Below are 24,303 nucleotides of genomic sequence, written 5' to 3'. Positions count from 1 at the left end.
GGCAGCGCGCGCCGTCGTGGCGTTCGTTTCCCGCGCCGGTGGCATGAAGGTTTTCCATCCATTTTCCGGGCAAGGAGCGACAGGTGAGCATCGACATTGGACGAAAGGACGAGTTGTCCCGCAAACAGGAAGCGTTCTGGAAAGCGGCCCTCTCGGGTGCCCCCGAGCTCCTGACGATTCAGACCGATTACCCGCGCCCGGCCGTGTTGGGCGCCGAAGAGTGGGTCGTGGATTTTGCTCTGGGCAGGATGGCGGCCGATCGCCTCGATGCGCCGGCGCACGAGCGCGGCACCCTGTTGCTGGCGGCATGGGCCACGCTGCTTGCGCGTCTTTCCCGCCAGGACGACGTCGTCGTCGGGACGCGCATGCCGCTGCCGGGCCAGGTCGAACCGACGCCAGCGAGCGGGGCCGCCGCCGGTGTTCTTGCGATGCGGATGGACCTGTCGGGTCAACCGAGCGTGGCCGAACTTCTGCGCCGCACGGCCCGACGCGCGCTGGACGCCGCGCAGCATGGCGACATCCCTCCGGCTCGGCTCGTCGAGCTGCTCGGTCTGCCGCGAAACGCTTCGCATCACCCGTTGTTCCAGGCGATGTTCGTGATGGAACACGCTGGCGCCGGCATCCGGGAGTTGCCGGATTCACCTCGGAACGACGTGGACATGGGCGATGCGGGCGCGCGCTGCGATCTGGTGCTGTCGGTGCGGGTTGCCGATGGGGAGATCAGCGGCCGGCTGTCCTGCGCCGCCGCCCTGTTCGATCGCGATACCGCAGAGCGGATCGCCGGGCACTACCGCCAATTGCTGGCGGGCATGCTGGCCGACGAGACCGCCGACGTCATGCGCCTGCCGATCCTGTCCGACGCCGAGCGCCGGCTCGTCGTCGAGACGTGGAACGCCACGGAGCTCCCCTTGCCGGGGGATCGCGGCATCCACGAGCTGTTCGAGGAGCAGGCCGCCCGCCATCCGCACGTCGACGCGGTGGTGCTCGACGACCGGCGCCTGACCTACGGCGAGTTGAACGCCCGCGCCAACGGGTTGGCACACCGGCTGCGATGTCTCGGCGTGCAGCCGGACGATCGCGTGGCGATCTGCGTGGGGCGCGGCCCGGAGATGCTGGTAGGCATCCTCGGCGTGCTCAAGGCAGGCGGCGGTTACGTGCCGCTCGATCCGGACTACCCCGAGGATCGCTTGCGTTTCATGCTGACGGACAGTGCGTCGAAAGTGCTGCTGCAGCGAGGCGACGCTGCGCCGGCATGGGCGGCCGCCGTGCCGCAGCTCGACCTGGATGCGTACGCCGATGACACGTCGGCGACGAATCCGGCGCCGGTGGACAGCCACCCTGTCGCGCGCAGGTTGGCCTATGTGATCTACACGTCCGGGTCGACCGGCACGCCCAAGGCCGTGATGGTGGAGCACGGCAACGTGTCGAACCTGCTTGCCGACTGGGCCTCCCGCTTCGAGGCTTTCCGCTCGAACCGGCGATTCCAGGCGTCGATGTGGACCAGCTTCAGCTTCGACGTTTCCGTGTTCGAGATGTTCGCGACCCTTGCCGCGGGCGGCACGTTGAACCTCGTTCCCGAGGCCATTCGCGCCGATCCGCCGGCGCTGCTGGACTGGTTCGTGCGCAACGACATCAGCTTCGGCTACCTGCCTCCGTTCTTCGTGCGCAGCCTGCGCGGCCTGCTGGAGAACGCGCCGCGGGCGCTGCCTTTCAGGCAGCTGCTGGTGGGCGTGGAGCCGCTCCACGAGGCCGACCTGCACTGGCTGCAGGCCGCCACGCCGGGGTTGGCCATCGTCAATGGCTACGGGCCGACCGAAGCCACGGTGTTCTGCACCGCGTACCAGGAAATGGCCGAGCGGCATCGCCATGCGCCGATCGGTCGCCCGGTGGCGCATGCCCGCATCTACATCCTCGACACGCATGGCCAGCCGGTGCCGGTCGGTGTGCCTGGCGAGCTTCATGTCGGCGGCGCCGGCGTGGCGCGGGGCTATCTGCATCGTCCGGACTTGACCGATGCGCGCTTCGTCGCCGATCCGTTCGCCGTCGAACCCGGCGCGCGCATGTACAGGACGGGCGATCTTGGACGGTGGCTGCCCGATGGCAACATCGAGTTCCTGGGGCGCGACGATTTCCAGGTGAAGATACGCGGCTTCCGCATCGAACCCGGCGAGATCGAAGCGAAACTGGCGGCATGGCCCGGCGTGGCCGAGGCGGCGGTGCTCGCCCGCGAGGATTCGCCGGGCAACAAGCGCCTGGTCGCGTATTGCGCCGCTTGCGCGCCGCTGGATGTTCCCGCGCTGCGCAGCTACCTCGCCGAGCGCCTGCCCGAGTACATGCTGCCGGCGGCCTTCGTGCAGCTGGAGCGCTTGCCGTTGACGCTGAACGGCAAGCTGGACGTCAAGGCCCTGCCTGCCCCGCGGCACGGGGATTTCGTCAGCCGCGCGTTCGAGCCGCCGCGGAACGATGTCGAAACCGCGATCGCGGACATCTGGTGCCGGCTGCTCAAGGTGGATCGGGCAGGGCGACACGACGGCTTCCTCGAACTGGGCGGAAACTCGCTGCTGGCCATCCAGGCCATCTCGCGCCTGCGCAGCGCCATGGGCGTGGACGTGCCGTTCCGCGCGCTCATCGCCGGCCCCACGCTTGCCGCCTTCGCCGAGGCGGTGGCCGGCGCGGCGCCATCGCTGCTGCCCGCGCTGACCCGTCATGAACGCGGCGCTTGCGAGCAGCCGTCCTTCGCGCAGCAACGCCTGTGGTTCCTCGCGCAGGTCAGGGGAGCGGGCAGCGCCTACCACGTACCCTGCGGGTGGACGGTGAGCGGTGCGCTCGACGTCGCCGCGCTTCGGCGCGCGCTCGGTCGCATCGTCGAGCGCCACGAGGCGCTGCGCACCACGTTCGTCATGGTCGACGGAAAGCCGATGCAACGCGTGGCGGCTTCGCCGGGCGCGCATGGTCTGCATTTCATCGAGCAGGAGGTTGATTCGCCCGGAGACGTGGCGCGTCTGGCGAACGAGGAGGCGGCACTTCCGTTCGACCTGGAACGCGGCCCGTTGATCCGCGCCCGGCTGATCCACGAGGGGCCGTCGCTGCACACGATCCTGGTCACCATGCACCACGTCGTCTCCGATGGCTGGTCCATGCGCGTGTTCGTGCAGGAGTTGAACGCGCTCTATGCCGCCTTCCTGGCAGAGCAGGACGATCCGCTGCCGCCACTTGGCATCCAGTACGCGGATTACGCCGCGTGGCAGCGCAAATGGATGTCGCAGGAATGGTTGCGGGCAAAGGGCGAGTACTGGATGCGCACCCTGGCCGGTGCACCCGAATTGCTCACCCTGCCGCTCGACCACCCGCGGCCGCCCGAACAGGATTTCGCGGGCCAGAGCATCCGTTTCGCGCTCGACGAGTCGACCGCGCGGGGCCTGAACGAGCTGTGCCTGCGCCAGGGCACGACCCGGTTCGTGACCCTGCTGGCGGGTTGGGCCGCGCTGCTGGCCAGGCTGTCCGGCCAGGAAGACCTCGTCATCGGCACGCCGACGGCCAACCGCGGCCGCGCCGAGATCGAAGGACTGATCGGTTTCTTCGTCAACACGTTGGCATTGCGGCTGGACGTGTCGAACCATCCCACGGTCGCCGAACTCCTGCAGCGCGTGAAGGGCCGCGCGCTGGAGGCCCAGGACAACCAGGACATCCCCTTCGAGCAGGTGGTGGAGCTGGTCAATCCGGTACGAAGCCTCTCCTGCAGCCCGCTGTTCCAGGTGATGTTCGCGTGGGAGGACGACGACGGCCTGCGCCTGGAACTCCCCGGCGCGGGCGAAGCCGTGCCGGTCAGGGCCGAGCAGCGCACCGCGCAGTTCGACCTGATCCTCACCATGAGGGAAACACCCGCCGGCATCGAAGGGGAGCTGGAATTCGCCACCGCGTTGTTCCGGCGCGAGACCGCCCAGAGGATGATCGACCAGTACCGCGCGATGCTGGCGGGCATGGCGGCGGACGATGCGGCGCGCGTTGCCGACATCGCTATTCTTTCCGAGGCCGAGCGCCATCGGTTGCTGCACGACTGGAACGCCGCGGCACTGCCCCGATCGAACGAACTTTGCATCCACGAGCTGTTCGAGCAGCAGGTGCGCAAGTCGCCGGATGCGGTGGCCGTGGTGTACGAGGGCCAGGCGCTCACCTATGCGGCCCTGAATGCGCGGGCCAACCGGCTGGCGCACCGGCTGCGTGAACTCGGCGCCGGCCCCGATCGTCTGGTGGCGATCTGTGCCGGGCGCAGCCTGGAGATGGTCGTGGCGCCCCTGGCCGTGCTGAAGGCGGGTGCGGCCTACGTGCCGTGGGACCCGGAGCAGCCCGCGGAGCGTCGACGTCACCTGCTGGCCGACAGCCGTCCCGTGGCGCTGCTGGTGCTGGGCGACGGGCCCGCCGGGCTGGCAGCGGATCTTTCCGACGATCTGCCGCGGGTGGACCTGTCGGCGGCATTCGAGCATTGCCCCGACACCGATCCCGGCGTGGCCGGCATCGGCCTGACCCCGCGCCACCTGGCCTATGTGATCTATACCTCCGGTTCGACGGGAAAGCCCAAGGGCGTGATGGTCGAACATCGAAACCTGGTGGCCTCGACGCTGGCCCGGCACGCTTGCTATGGAGACACGGGCCGCTTCCTGCTGCTGTCGCCCATCTATTTCGACAGTTCCGTCGCCGGGATCTTCGGCACGCTTGCCGGCGGCGGCACCCTCGTGGTGGCCACGCAGGCCGCGATCCGCGACCCGTCGCAACTGGACGCGGTGCTGCGGCGCGAGCGAATCGACACGCTGCTGTGCGTGCCGTCGCTCTATGAAAATTACCTGCAGTTCTCGCCCTCGGGGGGCGAGGACAAGCCGCTGGGCAAGGTGATCGTTGCCGGCGAAACCTGCCCGCCGGCGCTGCTGGCGAAATCGGCCGCGCGGGAACCCCGCGCCGTCCTGTTCAACGAGTACGGGCCGACCGAAGGCACGGTCTGGGCGACGATGCACCGCTGCGCGGAAAGTCCCGCGGGCGGCAGCGTTCCCATCGGGCGTCCGATCCCCGGCGCGCGCGTCTACATCCTGGATGCCGAGGGAAGGCCCGTGCCGGTCGGTGTCCGCGGGCAGATACATATCGGCGGCGCCGGCGTGGCGCGTGGCTACCTCAATCAGCCGGAGCTGACGCGGGAGCGCTTCGTCGCCGATCCGTTCGCTTCCGAACCCGGTGCGCGGATGTACAAGACCGGCGACCTCGGCCGGTGGTTGGCCGATGGCTCCGTCGAGTTCGCGGGGCGGAACGATTTCCAGGTGAAGATCCGCGGCTTTCGCATCGAGCTGGGCGAAATCGAGGCGGCCTTGCTTGACCACGCCGCCGTTCGGCAGGCCGTGGTCATTGCGCGGAAGGACGGGACGGGCACGCGACAACTGATCGCCTACGTCGTCGGCCAGGCGGAAATCGACGCCGGGCAGCTCCGCAGCCACCTCTGCAGCCGATTGCCCGAATACATGGTGCCGCTCGCCTACGTGCAGATGCAGGCCCTGCCGCAGACTCCCAACGGCAAGCTGGATGCAGCCGCGCTTCCGGTGCCATTGGCCGATGCGTATGCGGCTGTCGAATACGAAGCTCCCGCCAACGAGGTCGAGGCAGCCGTGGCGTCGGTCTGGATGTCGCTGCTCAAGCTGCAGCGCGTCGGGCGTCATGACAGCTTCTTCGCGTTGGGCGGCCATTCGCTGCTGGTCATGCAGGTGGTCACGCGGCTGCGCGCGGCGTTGAAGGTCGATGTTGCGCTGAATGCGCTTTTTGCCGCGCCGGTGCTTGCCGATTTCGCGCGTCACGTGTCGGCAGCCGCGCCGTCGCGGCTGCCGGCGCTGGAGAAGGCGCCGCGTCGCGAACCGTTGCCGCTGTCGTTCGCCCAGCGACGGCTGTGGTTTCTCGCCCAGATGGAGGGCGGCAACGCGGCCTACAACATCGTCTGCGAACTGCGCTTGCGCGGGCCGCTGGACAAGGATGCGCTGCGCCAGGCGCTGGATCGGATCGTCGCGCGCCACGAGGCCTTGCGCACCACCTTCGTGCCGCTGCATGGCGACCCCGTGCTCAAGATCGCGCCGGCGGAAGCGTGCCGTTTCGAGCTGGCCGAATCGCGCGTTCTCTGCGCCGAGGAGGTCGGCCGGCTGGCCCGCGAGGAGGAAATCACTCCGTTCGACCTCGAACGCGGGCCGCTGATCCGCGGACGGCTGCTGCGCGAGGCCGATGACCTGCACACGCTGCTGATCTCGGTGCACCATCTCGTGTCCGACGGATGGTCGATGGGCGTGCTGGCCGGCGAACTGGGTGCGCTCTATGACGCCTGCGTCAGGCAGGCGCCGGACCCGCTGCCCCCGCTGGCGGTGCAATACGCCGACTATGCGATCTGGCAGCAGACCCACGTCGGCGGCCCCCTGCTGGAGGCGCAGGGAGCCTGGTGGAAAGCCACGCTGGCCGGCGCGCCGCAACTCCTGGCGCTTCCGGCCGACCATCCCCGGCCGCCGGTACAGAGTTATGCCGGGGAGACCGTGCCTTTCACGCTGGACGGGGCGTTGACCCGGTCCTTGCGTGAACTGAGTGCGCGTCATGGAACGACCATGTTCATGACGCTGCTCGCCGGTTGGGCGATCCTGCTCTCTCGATTCTCCGGACAGGACGACATCGTCATCGGCACCCCGGTGGCGAACCGGGGGCATGCGGAGACCGAGTCGCTCATCGGCCTGTTCGTCAACACGCTGGCGTTGCGGCTGGATCTGGCCGACGAACCGACCGTGGCCGAGCTGCTGCAACGGGTCAGGACGCGCACGCTGCAGGCCCAGGAAAACCGCGACATTCCGTTCGAGCAGGTCGTCGAACAGGTCAATCCCGCGCGATCGCTTGCCTGCAATCCGCTGTTCCAGGTGATGTTCGCCTGGGAAAGCGATGGCGGTGATGTCCCTGCCTTCGCCGGGCTGCAGGTGGAGCCGCGCAGGCGGACGGATCACGTGGTTGCCAAGTTCGACCTGACCTTGTCGGCAAGGGAAACCGCGCACGGCATCGACACGAGGCTGGAGTACGCGACGGCACTGTTCGAGCGCTCGACCGTGGAGCGGCTTGCCGACTGCTACCGCAGGCTGCTTGAAGGGATGGTTGCCGGCGAGGAGCTGGGCATTTCCCGTCTGCCGCTGCTTTCCCGCGACGAGCGCAAGCGGGTGCTGGAGGCGTCGAACGCCACCAGAATTCCGTTCGAGCGCGAGCGCTGTATCCATGAACTCTTCGAGGAACAGGCGCGGCGCGCTCCACATGCCGTCGCGCTGGAGTGCGGGCAGGCGTCGCTGGGCTACGCCGCGTTGAATCGAGCCGCCGACAAGGTGGCGCATCGTCTGCGCGCGCTCGGCGCGAAACCGGACGACCGCATCGCGATCTGCGTCGAGCGCGGGTTCGCGATGTGGGTGGGCGTGTTGGGCATCCTCAAGGCCGGCGCCGCCTATGTGCCGCTGGACCCCGCCTATCCCGAGGAACGCCTGCGCTACATCGTGGCGGACAGTGCGCCGGTCCTGTTCGTGGCGCAGGGGGAGCATCCCGATGTCGCCGGCGCCGTGCCGGTCGTGGATCTCGAGGCGCTGGAACAAGATGTCGCGGAAGACTTGCCGGTGCCGGATGTCGGGCCCGATCCGACGAACCTTGCCTATGTGATCTACACGTCCGGTTCCACGGGCAAGCCCAAGGGCGTGATGGTCGAGCATCGCAGCGCCTGCAACCTGGTGGCGGCGCAGATCGCCCATTTCGGCGCGGGGCAGGGCGACCGGGTCCTGCAGTTCGCTTCCTTCAGTTTCGATGCCTGCGTTTTCGAGATGCTGCTGGCTCTTTGCCGCGGTGCCACGCTGGTCGTTCCCGCATCGAAAGGCCCGCTGGCCGGCGACGACCTGGCCCAGCTGATCAACGCCGCGACGGTCACCCATGCCCTGCTTCCGCCGGCCGTGCTGGCGGACTTCCCGCCCGGGGAAAACCTGCCGACGCTCCGTCATCTCGTCGCCGGCGGCGACGTGCTGACCGAAGACATGGCGCGAAGGTGGGCGGCAGGGCGCGAGCTGGTCAATGCCTATGGCCCCACCGAGATCACGGTGGTGGCGTCGATGCACCGATGTACAACCGACGGCACCGGCGCACCGCCGATCGGGCGGCCGATCCCGAACACCTGCATCTACCTGCTCGACGCCCATCGCGAGCCGGTACCCGTGGGTGTCGCCGGCGAGTTGTACATCGGCGGCGCGGGCGTGACGCGCGGCTATCTGCATCGGCCCGAGTTGACCGCCGAGCGTTTTGTCGACGATCCCTTCAGTGCGCAACCGAACGCGCGGATGTACCGCAGCGGCGACCTGGGACGCTGGCGGGCGGATGGCAGCATCGACTTCCTCGGGCGCAACGATTTCCAGGTGAAGATTCGCGGGTTCCGCATCGAGCTCGGCGAAATCGAGTCCCGCTTGCGGGAGTGCCCCGGGGTTCGGGCCGCCCTCGTGCTGGCCCGCGAGGATGTCCCCGGCGACAAGCGGCTGGTGGCTTATTGCGTGGGCGCCGTGGACGTGCAGGTCGAGACCCTGCGCAGCCAGCTGTCCGAGCGCCTGCCGCATTACATGATCCCCGCGGCGTTCATCCGTTTGGACGCGTTTCCGCTCGACCCGAACGGCAAGCTGGATCGGAAGGCGCTCCCGGCGCCCGATCACGCCGCGTTTGCCTCGCAGGCGTACGAGGCTCCGCAGGGCGAATTCGAAACGGTGCTTGCACGGATCTGGTCCGAGCTGCTGGGCGTGGAGCGGATTGGCCGGCATGACAGCTTCTTCGCGCTGGGTGGGCATTCGCTGTTGACCGTCAAGCTCGTCTCGCGATTGCGCGCGAAGCTCGCGGTGGATGTGCCGCTCGGTGTCGTCTTCACCCAGCCGACGCTCGCCGGGTTTGCTCGCTGTCTCGCCGACGCGGCACCGGCAACGCTGCCGCCGATGACAAGGGCGAATCGCGGGGAGCGCATACCCGCCTCCTTCGCGCAGCGTCGGCAGTGGTTCCTGGCACAGATGGACGGCGCGGCCTCGGCGTACCACGTGCCGTTCGGTCTGAGGCTGCGGGGGCGGCTCGATGTGCAGGCGCTCCGCCGCGCGCTCGACGGCATCCTGGCGCGCCACGAATCGCTGCGCACCACGTTCTTCCATGTCGACGGCGAACCCTGCCAGCGGCTGGCGCCGGCGCAGGAGTGCCGGTTCCAGCTGGTGGAGAAAGTGGCGACGGATGCGGCCGAAACCGCGCGCCTGGCCAATGCCGCGATCATGGACCGCTTCGACCTGGAACGCGGCCCGCTGATTCGCGGCCTGCTGATACGCGAGGGCGAGGACCTCCATGCACTTCTCATCACCATGCATCACATCGTTTCCGATGGCTGGTCGATGGGCATCTTCATCAGCGAGCTCGGCAAGCTCTACGAGACCTGCGTGCGCGGCGACGAGAACCCGCTGCCGCCGCTGGAGCTGCATTACGCCGACTACGCGGCGTGGCAACGGCAATGGGTAGCGGGCGAGCTGCTCGACAAGCAGGGCGCGTACTGGAAGTCGTCGCTGGCCGGCGCGCCGGAACTGCTGACCCTGCCGCTCGATCGGCCCCGGCCGCCGGAGCAGAGTTACGCGGGCGAGACGGTGCCGTTGGTACTCGATCGCGCATTGACGAAGGCCTTGCACGCGATGGGCCTGCGCCACGGGACCACGCCGTTCATGACGCTGCTGGCCGGGTGGGCAGCGCTCCTTTCCCGACTCTCCGCGCAGGATGACCTGGTCGTGGGTACGCCCACGGCGAACCGCGGGCGGCCGGAGCTCGAAGGGATCATCGGCTTCTTCGCCAATACGCTGGCGTTGCGGCTGGATCTCTCGGGCAACCCCAGCGTGGCCACCCTGCTGCAAAGGGTGAAGTCCTGCGCGCTCGCTGCGCAGGAGCACCAGGACATCCCCTTCGAGCAGGTGGTGGAGCTGGTCAATCCTGCCCGAAGCACGGCGCACGGTCCGCTGTTCCAGGCGGCGTTCTCCTGGGAGAGTGACGGCGCGCTGCGGCTGGCGTTGCCCGGCGTGGTTTCCGAGCCGCTGGAGGGCATCCACTACAAGGTGGCGAAGTTCGACTTGTCGCTGTCCCTGCGCGAGTCGGAGGGACGGTTCGAAGGTGCGCTGGAGTATTCGACAGCGTTGTTCGAGCGCGAAACCGTACAGCGGATGGCCGGATACTACGAGGCGCTGCTGCGAGGCATGGTCGAGAACGCCGAGCGGGCGGTCGGGGCGATTCCGATCCTCGGCGCTGCCGAGTACGCGCTGGTCACGGAAACGTGGAACGCCACGGCAACAGCGTATCCCGCCGATCGTTGCCTGCACCGCTTTTTCGAGGAGCAGGTGGCGCGCAGCCCGGAGGCCACGGCGGTCTCGTTCGGCGGAGCAACCCTCACCTACGTCGAACTCAACCGCCGCGCGAACCGGCTCGCCCACCGGTTGCGGTCGCTCGGGGTTGGGCCGGACGATCGCGTGGCGCTCTGCATGGAGCGCGGCATCGGGATGCTGGTGGGCATTCTCGGCATTCTCAAGGCCGGGGGCGCCTACGTGGCGATGGACCCGGCCTACCCCGAGGCCCGGCTCAAGCACATGCTTGCCGACAGTGGCCCATTGGCTCTGCTTGTGTCAGGCGACCCACCCGAGGCAGTGCAGCAGGCACGCGGACAGATCCCGGTGCTGGACCTCGGCCAGGCATTCACCGAGCAACCCGACACCGATCCGGCGGCCGACGAAGTCGGACCCGGCGCCGGAAATCTCGCCTATGTGATCTACACCTCCGGGTCGACGGGAACGCCGAAGGGCGTCATGGTCGAGCACCGTGGCGTGGTGAACCTGATCGTCGACTGGCTGCGGCGGTTCGCGGCATCCGGAAACCCGCCGCCCGCGCATGCATCGCTGTGGACCAGCTTCAGCTTCGACGTGTCGGTGTTCGAGTTGTTCGTGCCGCTGTCCGTGGGCGCGACGGTACACATCGTGCCCGACGACATCCGCGGCGAGCCGACGCTGCTGCTGGACTGGTTCGTGCAGCACCGCATCGCCCTGGCCTACCTGCCGCCGTTCTTCGTGCGCCAGCTGGACGAGCTGATGGCGAACGCCGGCGGCAAACTCCCCTTCGCGCATCTGCTGGTCGGCGTGGAGCCGCTGCTGGAATCCCAGCTGTACCGCCTGCAGTCGTCCGGCGCGGATGGGGAGATACGGATCGTCAACGGCTACGGTCCCACCGAAACCACGGTGTTCTCCAGTTCGTACGAGACCATGCGGGACATCCATCGCAATGCGCCGATCGGGCGGCCGGTGGCGAATACCCGCATCTACATCCTGGATGGTCACCGCCAGCCGGTGCCGGTGGGCGTGACGGGCGAATTGCACATCGGCGGCGCCGGCGTGGCGCGAGGCTACGCGAACCTTCCCGAGCTGACCGCGGAACGCTTCATCCGCGACCCGTTCCGTGGCGAGCCGGATGCCCGGATGTACAGGACCGGCGACCTGGCGCGCTGGATGCCGGACGGCAACATCGAGTTTCTCGGGCGCAACGACCATCAGGTGAAACTGCGGGGCTTCCGCGTCGAACTGGGCGAGATCGAGGCCCGCCTGATGGAGCGCCCGGAGATCCGCGAGGCCGTCGTGCTCGCGCGCGACGGCGATGCCGCAGACAAGGTGCTCGTGGCCTACTACGTCGGCTCGGAGACCCTCGCGGCGGAAGCGCTGCGGGCCCACCTCGAGGAACGGCTGCCGCGTTACATGGTGCCGCTGGCGTTTGTGCGGATGGACGCCTTGCCGCTGCTTTCCAGCGGCAAGCTGGATCTGCGGGCGTTGCCGGCTCCCGACCTTGCGCCCGTGCGGGCGGAGTCGGAGTTCGTGGCGCCGCGGAACGAGCAGGAATCGCGCATCGCCGGGATATGGAGCGAAGTGCTCGGCATCCCGCGCATCGGCATCAACGACAACTTCTTCGATCTGGGCGGTGAATCGTTCAAGGCCTTCCGCGTCATCGGCCGGATCGGCGGCGGCATCGGCGTGACGGAGCTGTTCAAGTATCCGACCGTGCGGCAACTTGCCGAACGGATCTCGGGGAGCAGGGCCGGATCGCAAGGCCTGCTGCACGAACTGACCCGGCCGGTCCCGGCGAACGAGAAGACCCTCACCCTCGTCTGCATACCGTTTCCGGGGGGCGGGCCGATCTCGTATCAGCCCCTGGCCAGGGAGATGCCGCGAGGCTGCACCGTGCTGGGCCTCGAACTGCCCGGGCACGATTACGGTCGGCGCGAGGAGAAGCCGTTGCCCATCGGCGAGATCGCCCGGCGCTGCGCCGAGGAGATCGCCCGCGACGTGACGGGGCCGCTCGCCATCTACGGCCATTGCGCCGGCGGAGCGTTGACGATCGCCCTGGCGAGGGAGCTGGAAGACAGGGGCATCGCCATCTCGCGACTGTTCATCGGTGGACACTTCCCGACGCCGCACCTTCCCGGAAAGGCATTCGCGTTCCTGCGGAAGATCCTGCCGATCCACAAATGGGCGTCCCAGCGCTCCTCGTTCGACATCCTCAAGTCATTCGGGTTCTTCGACGAGGTCACCGACGTCGCGCAGCAGGAATTCGTCATGACGAATTTCGTGTCCGAGCATCAGGAGATCGAGGATTTCTATACCGCGCTCTACAGCGCACCGTTCCGCAAGCTCAAGGCGCCGCTGACCTGCGTGGTGGGGGAAATGGACCGCGCCACCGAGTTCTACCAGGAGCGCTACCACGAGTGGGAGCATTTCTGCGGCGTCGTCGACTTTGCCGTCATCCCGAAGGCAGGGCATTACTTCATCAAGCACCAGGCCGACGATCTGGGGAAGATCATCCGGCAGGGAATCGGCAGCGGGCAGGACATGCCCGCGGTGCCGTCGCTACCTGTCGCCGAGGCGCCGCAGCCGGTCGCACCGGCCCCGGCCGGAAGACCGCCAGCGAAATCCAGCCTGGCCACGTTCTTCACCGTCGCGGTCGGCGAGATCGTCTCGATGATCGGCAGCACGCTGACGTCCTTCGCGCTCGGCGTGTGGGTCTACCAGCAGACGGCACTGGTCTCGACCTATGCCTTGATGATGGTCTTCATCATCCTGCCGGCGATCGCGCTCTCCCCGGTGGCGGGAACGCTTGCCGACCGCATCGATCGCAGGAAACTGATGATCGCGAGCAACTGCCTGGCCGGCTTCTCCACCATGTCCGCGGCGGCGCTGATCTGGTTCGAAAGCCTGCAAATCTGGCAGGTCTATGTCCTCGCCGGACTGACGGCGGTGGCGAATGCCTTCCGGTTGCCCGCCTATGCGTCGATGATCACCCAGATCGTTCCGAAGCGTTATTACGGCAAGGCCAACGGCTTCGTGCAGCTTGGCGCGGGCATGGGTTCCTTCATCGGACCGGCCCTGGCCGGAGCCCTGATGGGGTGGATCGGCCTCGACGGCATCGTGCTGGTCGACCTCACGACCTTCGTCATCGCGCTGGCGACGCTGCTGTACGTCCGCATTCCCGATGCCCTGTTTGCGCGACGCGAGGAACCTTTCTTCAAGGAGATGGTGGGCGGCTGGCATTACATCGTCAAACGCCACAGCCTGGTGGCGATGATCGTGATGGTGACCATTGCGAACTACTTCGTCGGGCTCATCGAATCGCTGATCACGCCGCTCGTTCTGGTCTCCGGCAATCCGGAATCGCTCGGCTTCGTCATGGCTTCGAACGGCGCCGGGATTCTGGTCGGAAGTGCCCTGATGAGTTTGTGGGGAGGCACCCAGCGACGCATCGACGGCATTCTGGCGTGCACCTTGCTGTGCGGGTTCTGCATTGCACTGGCCGGGGCTTATCCCTCCGTGTCGAGCCAGGCGAGCGGGATGTTCGGCTTCGGTTTCGCCCTGGCATTGGTCAACGCCCACTGGATTTCCACGGTACAGACGAAGGTCGGCATGGAACTCCAGGGGCGCGTGATGGCCACCAACTTCATGTTGATGGAGGCCATGGTCCCGCTGGGTTATCTGAGTGCCGGACCACTGGCTGACCGGGTCTTCGAACCGTTGATGGCCAAGGGCGGCGCGGGGGCCGGGGTGCTCGGCGGGATCATCGGTACCGGGCCCGGGCGTGGCATCGGGTTGATCCTCGTGCTGTCGGGCGTGTTCCTGGCCATGTGGGCGGTCGCGGCCTATTTGTATCGCCCGATCCGGCGGCTCGAAGACATTCTTCCGGATGCGCGGGCGGACGAAGTCATCGAGGCGGACAAGGACAAGTTGCAGGAGAAAGCCGACCTCGCGCTTCGCCTCGCCACCCGGAAGGAAGAAGGGCTGGCGTCGTGATTGCCGGTCGATACCGCGGCGCAAGGCGGTCGTCCGTTCCGGTCCGCGTCGCCGCCCGGAACGGATGCGCAACCGGGCCCGTGCGGTCGGGCGGGCGACGGTCGTGCCGCAGGTCGCTGCCGGGCCGGGTGCATTGCCGCAAACATTTCGTGCGGCAATGGCCGGTCTTGCGATTGACAGTTTTGCACTGCGGCACGACAATGCGCGCGCCCTGCGGCGCGCTGTGCCGCACGGCTTCCAGTCCTGACAAACCAAGGCATATGGACGTTTACCCTAGTCGCAACGTCGACATCCGCTCGCTTCGGGTGCCGGCGCCGCACAACAACAAGTTGAACGCCTGCGGCGACCGCCTGCGGTCGGCTGGTGCTTTCCACTAGGGAAAGTCCGGCCCACTCCTGAGGACGCCGACGGCGTCGTTACCAGGAGATGAGCCGATGAAGCTCCTTCACGATTTCTTCCGCTGGCCGTTTGCCGGCGTCCGTGCCGTGGCGTCCCAGCCGGCGGCGTTGCCGCGTGATTTCAGCGTGACCGTGCCGGCCCCGTTGGCCGGGTCGGCGAGCCCTTCGCCGCAAACCCTGGAACCCTCGCGCAACGGACGACGCGAGCCGGCCTCGTTCCTGCGCTCGCCGCGTCGCCGGCGGCTGGGCCGCGCGCACCGATGATCCACCGCTGCGGACGCTGCCCCGGGCAGTCCGTCCGCGCCCTGCGCATTCGCTGACGCCACGCGCGTCTTTCCCGGCCACGCGTTACCCGGACGCACCCGATGAGCAAGCCATTCCCGACGCGCGGCCGCGATGCCGCCGGTGCGCCGCCGCCCGCCCTTGCGGCCACGCTCGGGCATGCGTTTCGCAGCCCCGACGCGCTGCTGGACGCGTTGCAGAGCAACCCCGGCGGGCTCGACGCCGAACAGATCCGCGCGCGCCTGCAGCGTGACGGCCTGAACGAGGTCTCGCGCGAGAAACCGCCGCACTGGTCGCTGCAGTTGCTGCGCGCGTTCCGCAACCCGTTCATCGTGGTGCTGCTGGTGCTCGCCGGCGTGCAGCTCGCCACCGACGGCAACGATCTCACCGGGCCGCTCATCATCGCGGTGATGGTGGGCATCAGCGTGTTGCTGAGTTTCACCCAGGAATACCGCTCCTCGCGCGCCGCCGAGCAGCTCAAGGCGATGGTGCGCAACACCGCCACCGTGCGGCGCCGCGCCTCGGACGGCCACAGCGAGCAGATCGAGGTGCCGGTGCGCGAACTGGTGGTGGGCGACATCGTGCAGCTGGCCGCCGGCGACATGGTGCCGGCGGACCTGCGCCTGCTCGGCGCCAAGGACCTGTTCATCAGCCAGGCGATCCTCACCGGCGAGTCGGTGCCGGTGGAAAAGGCGGCGCCCGCGGCGACGATGCCTGGCGTCGTCGACGACCCGCTGGAACTGGCCAGCGTCTGCTACATGGGCACCAACGTGGTCAGCGGCACGGCCAGCGCGGTGGTGCTGGCCACCGGGGCGCGCAGCTATCTCGGCTCGCTGGCGCACAGCATGGCCGGTGCGCGCGTGCAGACCAGTTTCGATCGCGGCATCCGCTCGGTGAGCTGGCTGCTGATCCGCTTCATGGCGGTGATGGTGCCGGTGGTGTTCGTGATCAACGGGCTGGACAAGCACGACTGGGGCGAGGCGTTCCTGTTCGCGCTGTCGATCGCGGTGGGGCTGACCCCGGAGATGCTGCCGCTGATCGTCACCGCCAACCTGTCCAAGGGCGCGCTGGCGATGTCGCGGCGCAAGGTGGTGGTCAAGCGGCTCAACGCGATCCAGAACTTCGGCGCGATGGACGTGCTGTGCACCGACAAGACCGGCACGTTGACGCTGGACCGGATCGTGCTGGAGCGCCATCTCGGCCTCGACGGCGAAGCCTCCGACCAGGCGCTGGAATACGGCTACCTCAACAGCCGGTTCCAGACCGGCCTGAAGAACCTGCTCGACAAGGCGGTGCTGGCGCATCGCGACCTGGAGGCCGCGGCGACGCGCTATCGCGTGGTCGACGAGATCCCGTTCGACTTTCAGCGCCGGCGCATGTCGGTGGTGCTGGCCGACGGTGCGGGCGAGCACCTGCTGATCTGCAAGGGCGCGGTCGAGGAGATGTTGTCGATCTGTGCCTGGGCGCAGACCGGCGGCGTGATCGAGCCGATGACCGGGGAACGCCGCCGCGCGATCAAGGCGATGACGCACAGCCTCAACGAGGACGGCCTGCGCGTGCTGGTGGTGGCCGTGCGGCGACAACCGGCGCAGGCGCATGCCTATGGCGTGGCCGACGAGGAAGGACTGGTGGCGGTCGGCTGCCTGGCCTTCCTCGACCCGCCGAAGGACTCCGCCGCCACGGCGATCCGCGCGCTGCACCAGCACGGCGTGGCGGTAAAGGTGATCACCGGCGACAACGAGGCGGTGACCCGCAAGATCTGCCGCGAGGTCGGGCTCGACGTCGGCGAATCGGTGCAGGGCCGCGACATCGAATCGCTCGATGACGCTGCGCTCGATGCGCTGGTCGCGCGCGTCACCGTGTTCGCCAAGATGTCGCCGCTGCAGAAGGCGCGCGTGGTGCGCTCGCTGCAGCGGCTCGGCCACACGGTGGGCTTCCTCGGCGACGGGATCAACGACGCGCCGGCGCTGCACGATGCCGACGTCGGCATCTCGGTCGACACCGCCACCGACATCGCCAAGGAGTCGGCCGACATCATCCTGCTGGAGAAGAACCTGATGGTGCTGGAGGAGGGCGTGCTCGAAGGCCGCGTCACCTTCGGCAACATCATGAAGTACATCAAGATGACCGCCAGCTCGAACTTCGGCAACGTGTTCAGCGTGCTGGTGGCCAGCGCGTTCCTGCCGTTTTTGCCGATGCTGCCGCTGCAGATCCTGGTGCAGAACCTCTTGTACGACATCTCGCAGCTCTCGATCCCGTTCGACCGCATGGACGAGGAATACCTGAGCAAGCCGCGCAAGTGGGATGCCGGCGACATCGGCCGTTTCATGGCGTGGATCGGCCCGGTCAGTTCGATCTTCGACATCACCACGTTCTGGCTGATGTGGCACTACTTCGGCGCCAACTCGCCGGCGCACCAGTCGCTGTTCCAGTCCGGCTGGTTCATCGAGGGCCTGCTCTCGCAGACCCTGATCGTGCACATGATCCGCACCCGGCGCATCCCGTTCCTGCAAAGCGTGGCCTCCGCGCCGGTGCTCGGCTTGACCCTCGCGATCATCGTGCTCGGTATGCTGATCCCGTTCAGCACGCTCGGCGGCAAGATCGGCATGGTGCCGCTGCCACCGATGTACTTCGCCTGGCTGGCGCTGACCCTGGCCAGCTACTGCGTGCTGACCCAGCTGGTGAAGGTCATCTACATCCGCAGGTACGGGCGTTGGCTCTGATCGCCATCCGCGTCATCTGATTCCGCACCCCGGGTGATTGCGCCGATCGGCGCGGGTCACATCTGGCGGAACAGGTGCAGATACGTGCGGCTCACGGGCAGCACCTCCGCGCGGCCCTTCAGGTGGATGTCCGCGGTCTCGTTTTCGCCACGCAAGACATGGCTGATCGCGCGGAGATTCACGACCACGGAACGGTGCACCTGCACGAAATGCGCAGCATCCAGTTGCGCCACCAGTTCCTTCAGCGGCGTCCGGATCAATCCCCCGGCTGTCTTGCCGTCGTCGCCGCGCCATGCAACCAGAGTGTACTTCTCGTCAGAGCGCAGGAAGTCGATCTGGTCGACCGAAACCAGGCGCAGCGCCTGCCCGACCGAAACGCGGATCCAGCGCAGCGGCGTCAGTGCCGCCTTCTTGCAAAGGTGCGCTTCCAGTTGCTCCAGAAGCGTGCGGGTGTCGGGTACCGGTTGCGCGGCGCGCAATCGTTCCTGCAGACGCGCCACCGTGTCGCTCAGGCGTGCCAGTTCCACCGGCTTCACCAGGTAGTCAAGCGCACCCTGTTCGAAGCCCTGCACAGCGTACTGGTCGAACGCGGTGACGAAGACGAGATGTGCACGGCGATCGATGAAGCGCGCCACCTCCACGCCGGACAGGGCCGGCATATGCACATCGAGAAAGCAGATGTCGGGCCGCAGCGCCTCGAACTGCTCGACCGCCTCGCGGCCATTGCGCGCCTGGGCGACAACATGCAGTTCGGGCCAGGCCTGCGCAAGCAGCCGCATCAGCTGCTTGCGCAACAGTGGCTCGTCATCGGCGATCAATGCAGTGGGGCGCGAACTGCTCATGCCGGCCTCTCCCGCGCAGGAAACTCGAGTTCGGCGCAGACGCCCTTCGGTTCGAGCGGCAGCAACCGCAACTGCGTATCGCCGCCGAAGGCCAGCTGCAGGCGCTCGCGCAGGTTCGAAAGTCCGGTGCCCAGCCCATCGCCGGCCCGCCCCAGGCCGACGCCGGTGTCGATGACTTCAGCGCGGCAGCGTCCGTCCCTTACGCGCACGCGCACATCGATCCGGCCGCCTTCCTCGCTCGGGTCGATGCCATGCCGTACGGCGTTCTCGACCAGAGTCAGCAACGTCATCGCCGGAAGATGCGATGCCAGGGCCGCTTCATCGGCGTGCAGCGTGAACTGCAGGCGGTCGGGCATGCGCATGTGCATCACTTCCAGATACGCGCGCACCAGCTCGATTTCCTGTGCAAGTGTGGTCATCGGCTCGTGCAGGCGCGGGACCGCCGCACGCAGGTACGCGATCAGGCTGCCGAGCACCGCGGAGGCCTGCGGCGAGCCGGAATCGACCAGCTCGCGCACGTTGGCCAGCGTGTTGAACAGGAAATGCGGCTCGACCTGCGCCTGCAACAGCCGCAGACGGGCTTGCGCGGCATTGCGCTCGTACTCGCTGCGTTCCAGCTCGAAGGCCAGCGCCTGGCGCTGCGCGTGGCCGTTGATGTGCCGGTACAACGCCGTCATGGCGATCCATGGCGTCAGCAGGAGGCCCAGCCCGGTGATCATCGCGAAGCCGGACAGCCGGTCTGCATTGCGCGGCCAGGGCACTGCGTCGCCAAACGTGGTCAGCGAATAGGCGATCGCCACGGCGAACGGCACCGCAATCGCCACGCCTGCGACCTGCAGCACCCAGCGCGCCATCCAGCGCGGCAGGCGCCTGGGCCAGCGCTCGAACAGCCCGAAGACCATCAGCTGGAACAGGCCCAGGAACATCATGCGGACAAACAGCACGACCCACGGACCCTCCCAACTCGGCAGCAGGAGAACGCTCAGTACCAGGCTCGTCATTAGTACGAGCCGCACGCGTCGCCAGCCCAGCAGGCGGGGGTGCAGACCTCGTGGTTCTAGCGCGGGAGCCGTGGTCGCCATGGACCAACTATAGAGTAGGGTGCGGGCGGATTCGCACTGTGCGACCCGGCTGCGCAGCCCATCGCCGCCGTTCGTCCGCGACGATCGTCAGCCGACCCGCCCAGGCCGTCGTCCATCGCAAACGGCTCGCTTTCGCGCCTTCCCGCGGTCAACGTTTCGCTCGCGAAATCCGGCACGGGAGAGGGGTGGGACATGACGTGGCAGTTGATGGTGCATATCGTTGGCGGAGCCCTGGGTCTGTTGTCCGGAGCCGCGGCCATGATCGCGGCGAAGGGCAGTCTGCCCCATCGCATGGCGGGTCGCGTCTTCTTTGCCTCGATGCTGGTGATGGCGGTCATGGGTGGATATATCGCCGTCCTGGCGGGCGTGCGTGTCTCGGTATTGGCGGCGGCACTGACGGCCTATCTGGTCAGTTCGGGCCGGCTCGCCGCCCGGCGCGCCGACGGCGAGGCCGGCATCCTGGAATGGCTTGTACTGGCCGTCGGGGTTTCGGTTGCCGCCTATGGCCTGCATCTTGGCATCGAGGCCCGGAACGGCCACGCAGACGTGCTCGACGGCACGTTCATCGTTCCCGCGGCGATCTACTTCGTGTTTTCCGGGATCGCCGCCTTCGGTGCCGTCAGCGATGCATGGACGCTCGCGCGTGGCGGCCTGAAACGCCGATCCCGAGTCCTGCAGCACCTCTGGCGAATGTCCGTGGCGCTCTATATCGCGGCCAGCTCGTTTTTCACCGGGCAACAGGACCTCTTCCCGAAGACCTTGCAGGGCTCGTTCCTGCTCCAACTGCCGGAGCTTCTGGTGATCGGCCTGCTTGTCTTCTGGGTGCTGCGGGTCGCGCTGTCGAAGCGGTACCGCGCGCAGAGGCCTGCGAGGGTGGATCAGACAAAGGAAGTGAAATCGCCATCACTCTGAGGAAACAGCAGATTCCCGCAACTTCGAAATTCGCCCGAAATGTGCAGGGGAGCGGAACTCGTCAGCCGCCGCTGTCGTCTCCCGCAGGGGTTGGTCGTCCATGCGGTCCTCGCGACTGCCCCAACCATCAATCCGCCTCGCGATCATCCCCGACCATCGAATGCACGCCCCGCGCCGCGTAGCGCCGCGCCACCACCGCGCACACCATCAACTGCAATTGATGGAAGACCATCAGCGGCAGCACCAGCGCGCCGAGGCCGCCGGCCTGGCCGGCGAAGAGGATCTTCGCCATCGGGATGCCGCTGGCCATGCTCTTCTTGGAGCCGCAGAACACGATGGTGATCTCGTCCTCGCGCGAAAAGCCTAGGCGGCGCGCGGCCCACGTGACGGTCGGCATCACCACCGCCAGCAGCAGCGCGCAGGCGGCCAGGGTGGCGAGCAGGGAAGACGGCGGCGTGTCGTGCCACAGGCCTTCGACCACCGCAGCGCTGAAGGCGGTGTAGACCACCAGCAGGATCGTGGCCTGGTCGGTGAAGCCAAGCAGCGGCTTGTGCCGGTCCACGAAAGTGCCGATCCAGCGTCGGGCGAAGTGGCCGAGCGCGAACGGCAGCAACAGCAGCAGCACGATGTCCAGCACGCCATGCCAGGAGACGCCGCGGCCGTGGTTTTCCAGCAGCAATCCCGCCAGCAGCGGGGTCAGCACGATGCCGAGGAGGTTGGACGTCGATGCGCTGACCACTGCGGCCGGCACGTTGCCGCCGGCGATCGAGGTGAACGCGATCGACGATTGCACGGTCGACGGCAGCAGGCACACGAACAGCAGGCCCAGGCTCAGCTCTGGCGTCAGCACGGCGTCGCCGAGCGGGCGCAGCGCCAGGCCGAGCAACGGAAACAGCACGAAGGTGCTGGCCAGCACGGTCAGGTGCAACCGCCAGTGCGTCATGCCCTGCACGATCGCCTGGCGCGGCAGCTTGGCGCCGTGCAGGAAGAACAGCAGCGCGATGGCCGCATCGGTGACGAGGTCGAACACGCGCGCGACCCCGCCTTCGCAGGGCAGCAGCGAGGCCAGCAGCACCGTGCCGAGCAGGGCCAGCGTGAAGTTGTCGGGAACCGCGCGACGCCGAGCCATGCAGGCGGTTCAGTCCAGCGTGCAGCGGGCGCGGCGGCGGTGCCGCCACCAGGAGACCAGCAGCACCAGCAGCAGGATGCCCAGCAGCACCCACAGGCTGGCCTGGCCGCGGTGCATCCACGTCAGCAACCACTGGTGGTTGTCCGCGCCGACGAAGCCCAGGTAGACCCAGAACGGCACGCTGATCAGCGCGGCGCTGCCGTCGAGCAGCAGGAAGCGCAGGAACGAGACCCGGTGGGTCATGCCGGCGGTGAGATAGATCGTGGTGCGCATGCCGGGCAGGAAGCGCGCGATGAACAGCACGCGGTTGCCGTAGCGATGAAACTTCTCCTGCACTTTCGCGTAGCGCGCCGGCGTGAGGATGCGCGCCACGAAGCGCCATTGCAGGATGCGCGCGCCGTAGCGGTAGCCGAGCAGGAAGATCGCGCAGTCGCCCAGCAGCACGCCGAACATCGCCAGCGCGACCATCGCGTGCACGTTGGCGTAGCCCAGGCCCGCGATCACGCCGCCGGCGACCAGGGTGATGTCTTCCGGCAGCGGCAACCCGGCGCCGCAGATCATCAGCGCGATGAAGACCGCCAGGTAGCCGTTCTCGGCAAAGATCGTGACCAGCTGCTGCAGCAGATCCATCAGTGTTTTCGTGCCTTCTGCCGTCGCGTCCCGGTCGCGGCCGTGCATGATCCCACAGCCGCGGCGCCCTTGCGGCGCGCCGGGACAGCATGCCGCACGGCGCGTGCGGCCTCCGGCAGCGCGGCGGCGTTCATGCCGGTGCCGTCGGCGGGGCCACGCGGGCGGCCAGCAGTTCGCGCAGCTCGGCCTTCTCCGCGCTGTCCAGCGCGCCCTCGCGGCTCTTGGCAGTGAGCGCGTCGCGGCGCTGGCGGACGGCTTCTTCCTCCATCCGTCGCAGGGCATCGAAGAACTCCGCGGCCTGCGCCTCGGCCTCGCCCACCACAGTGGCGGCCATCAGTTTCTGCAGCGAGGGATATTCCGGCCGCTCGGCGAAATGCTCCACCAGCATCGCCGGGTTGATGCCGGGACGCGCGCGCGCCAGGTCGAGCAGTTCGGCCAGGAGCTCCACGCCGGGCTTGTCCAGGCGCAGGAAGCGATAGGGTTTCTCCACCCGGTCGGCCATCCCCGGCTGGGTCAGCAGCAGCGAGATGGCGCTGCGCACCAGGCTGCGCTGCACCGCCATCGGACGCTGCACCGCGCGATGGGCGGCGGGGTCGGCCTGCAGCATCGCGCGGGCGCCGCTGCGTTTTTCGAGCTCCTGCGCCATCAGGTCGCGGAAGGCGCCGTCAGGCAGCTTCGCGATCAGCGGCCGCGCGCGCTCGGCGAGCCGCGCGCGCCCGTCGAGGCTGGCCATGTCGACATCGCGCGACAGCTCGTTGAAGAAATAGTCCGACAGCGGCATCGCTTCCTTGATGCGCCGTTCGAAGCCGGCCTTGCCTTCCTTGCGCACCAGCGAATCGGGGTCCTCGCCGTCGGGCAGGAACAGGAAATAGGCCTGGCGGCCGTCGCGCAGCCGCGGCAGCGCGGATTCCAGCGCCTTCCACGCCGCGGCGCGGCCGGCGCGGTCGCCATCGAAGCAGAACACCACGTCGGGCGCGGCGCGGAACAGCAATTCGGTGTGCTCGGGCGTGGTCGCCGTGCCCAGCGTGGCCACCGCGATCGGCAGGCCGGCCTGGTGCAGCGCGATCACGTCCATGTAGCCCTCGACCACCACGATGCGGGTCAGGTTCGTGTTGGCCTGCTTCACCTGCCACAGCGCGAACAGCTCGCGGCCCTTGTGGAACAGCGTGGTCTCCGGCGAATTGAGGTACTTGGGGGATTGCTCCGAGCTGAGCACCCTCCCGCCGAAGGCGATCACGCGCCCGCGCCGGTCGAGGATCGGGAACATCAGCCGTTCGCGGAAGCGGTCGTACTTGCTGCCGCGTTCGCCGGTGGAAACCATGCCGGCCTCCTCGAGCAGTTCCATGCGGCGCGGGCTGCTGCCCAGCGCCTTGCTCACTCCGTCGTAGCCGGCCGGCGCCCAGCCGAGGCGGAAGCGCGCGATGGTATCGGCGTCCAGGCCACGCTTCGTGCAATACGCCTTCGCCTCGACGCTGCCCGGCAGCTGCTGCTGGTACCAGCTGGCGCTGGCGTCGAGCAGGGCGTAGAGATCGGTCTTGTCCTCGCGCGGGCGCTCGTCGCGGCCGCCTTCGCGCGGTACGGTGAGGCCCACGGACTGCGCCAGTTCCTCCACCGCGTCGGGGAACTCCAGCCGGTCGTAGTCCATCAGGAACTTGATCGCGCTGCCGTGCACGCCGCAGCCGAAGCAGTGGAAGAACTGCTTGGCCGGGCTGACGTAGAACGACGGCGTGCGCTCGTTGTGGAACGGGCAGCAGGCGGTCCACTCGCGGCCGGCCTTCTTCAACGGCACGCGCCGCTCGATCACGTCGACGATGTCGACGCGGGCGAGCAGTTCATCGATGAAGCTGTCGGGGATCAGGCCGCGCATAGACCGCCTAGTCTAGTCGGTCGCCGCCGGAGAGGCGCG

General features: G+C 67.9%; 9 protein-coding genes. 4 read left to right on the top strand and 5 right to left on the bottom strand.

Going from position 1 to position 24,303, the window contains the following annotated elements:
• Positions 1-83 precede the first annotated feature (83 nt).
• The 3 genes from ACFCQI_RS05345 (at position 84) to mgtA (ending at position 17,802) form a co-directional block, all read left to right on the top strand.
• A complete protein-coding gene (locus ACFCQI_RS05345; protein ID WP_395120345.1) occupies positions 84-14,399 on the top strand; it encodes an amino acid adenylation domain-containing protein in 14,316 nt (4,771 codons plus the stop codon).
• A 434-nt stretch (positions 14,400-14,833) separates the two neighbouring features.
• Positions 14,834-15,061: a hypothetical protein gene (locus ACFCQI_RS05340; RefSeq protein ID WP_395120344.1), complete on the top strand. Its 228-nt coding sequence runs from the start codon at positions 14,834-14,836 to the stop codon at positions 15,059-15,061.
• Between the two features lie 101 nt (positions 15,062-15,162).
• Positions 15,163-17,802, top strand: a complete 2,640-nt coding sequence (gene mgtA / locus ACFCQI_RS05335; RefSeq protein WP_395120343.1) for a magnesium-translocating P-type ATPase — start codon at positions 15,163-15,165, stop codon at positions 17,800-17,802.
• Between the two features lie 56 nt (positions 17,803-17,858).
• On the opposite strand, the gene ACFCQI_RS05330 is transcribed toward mgtA, so the two are convergent.
• Both ACFCQI_RS05330 and ACFCQI_RS05325 read right to left on the bottom strand, forming a co-directional pair.
• Positions 17,859-18,644: a LytR/AlgR family response regulator transcription factor gene (locus ACFCQI_RS05330; protein WP_395120342.1), complete on the bottom strand. Its 786-nt coding sequence runs from the start codon at positions 18,642-18,644 to the stop codon at positions 17,859-17,861.
• Complete coding sequence (locus ACFCQI_RS05325; RefSeq protein ID WP_395120341.1) at positions 18,641-19,645, bottom strand: sensor histidine kinase; 1,005 nt, start codon at positions 19,643-19,645, stop codon at positions 18,641-18,643. Before ACFCQI_RS05325 ends, ACFCQI_RS05330 begins: the two co-directional genes overlap by 4 nt.
• Positions 19,646-19,918: 273 nt before the next feature.
• Here ACFCQI_RS05325 and ACFCQI_RS05320 point away from each other — a divergent pair, with 273 nt between their 5' ends.
• Positions 19,919-20,638 (top strand): hypothetical protein, encoded by a 720-nt coding sequence (locus tag ACFCQI_RS05320; RefSeq protein ID WP_395120340.1) that lies wholly within the window; start codon positions 19,919-19,921, stop codon positions 20,636-20,638.
• 127 nt (positions 20,639-20,765) lie between these two features.
• Here the strand turns inward: ACFCQI_RS05320 and ACFCQI_RS05315 are convergent, their stop codons facing one another.
• From ACFCQI_RS05315 to dnaG, 3 genes are all read right to left on the bottom strand, one after another.
• A complete protein-coding gene (locus ACFCQI_RS05315; protein ID WP_395120339.1) occupies positions 20,766-21,767 on the bottom strand; it encodes a bile acid:sodium symporter family protein in 1,002 nt (333 codons plus the stop codon).
• A 9-nt stretch (positions 21,768-21,776) separates the two neighbouring features.
• Entirely contained in the window at positions 21,777-22,397 is a 621-nt protein-coding gene (locus tag ACFCQI_RS05310; RefSeq protein WP_395120338.1) for a DedA family protein, read from the bottom strand.
• 130 nt (positions 22,398-22,527) lie between these two features.
• On the bottom strand, positions 22,528-24,264 hold the full coding sequence (gene dnaG / locus ACFCQI_RS05305) for a DNA primase (protein ID WP_395120337.1): 1,737 nt from the start codon (positions 24,262-24,264) through the stop codon (positions 22,528-22,530).
• Positions 24,265-24,303: the final 39 nt, after the last annotated feature.

Source organism: Rhodanobacter sp. FW102-FHT14D06 (genome assembly GCF_043950705.1).
In the GTDB taxonomy this organism is placed as follows: Bacteria; Pseudomonadota; Gammaproteobacteria; order Xanthomonadales; family Rhodanobacteraceae; genus Rhodanobacter.
This window is presented reverse-complemented; position numbering and strand designations above follow the sequence as displayed.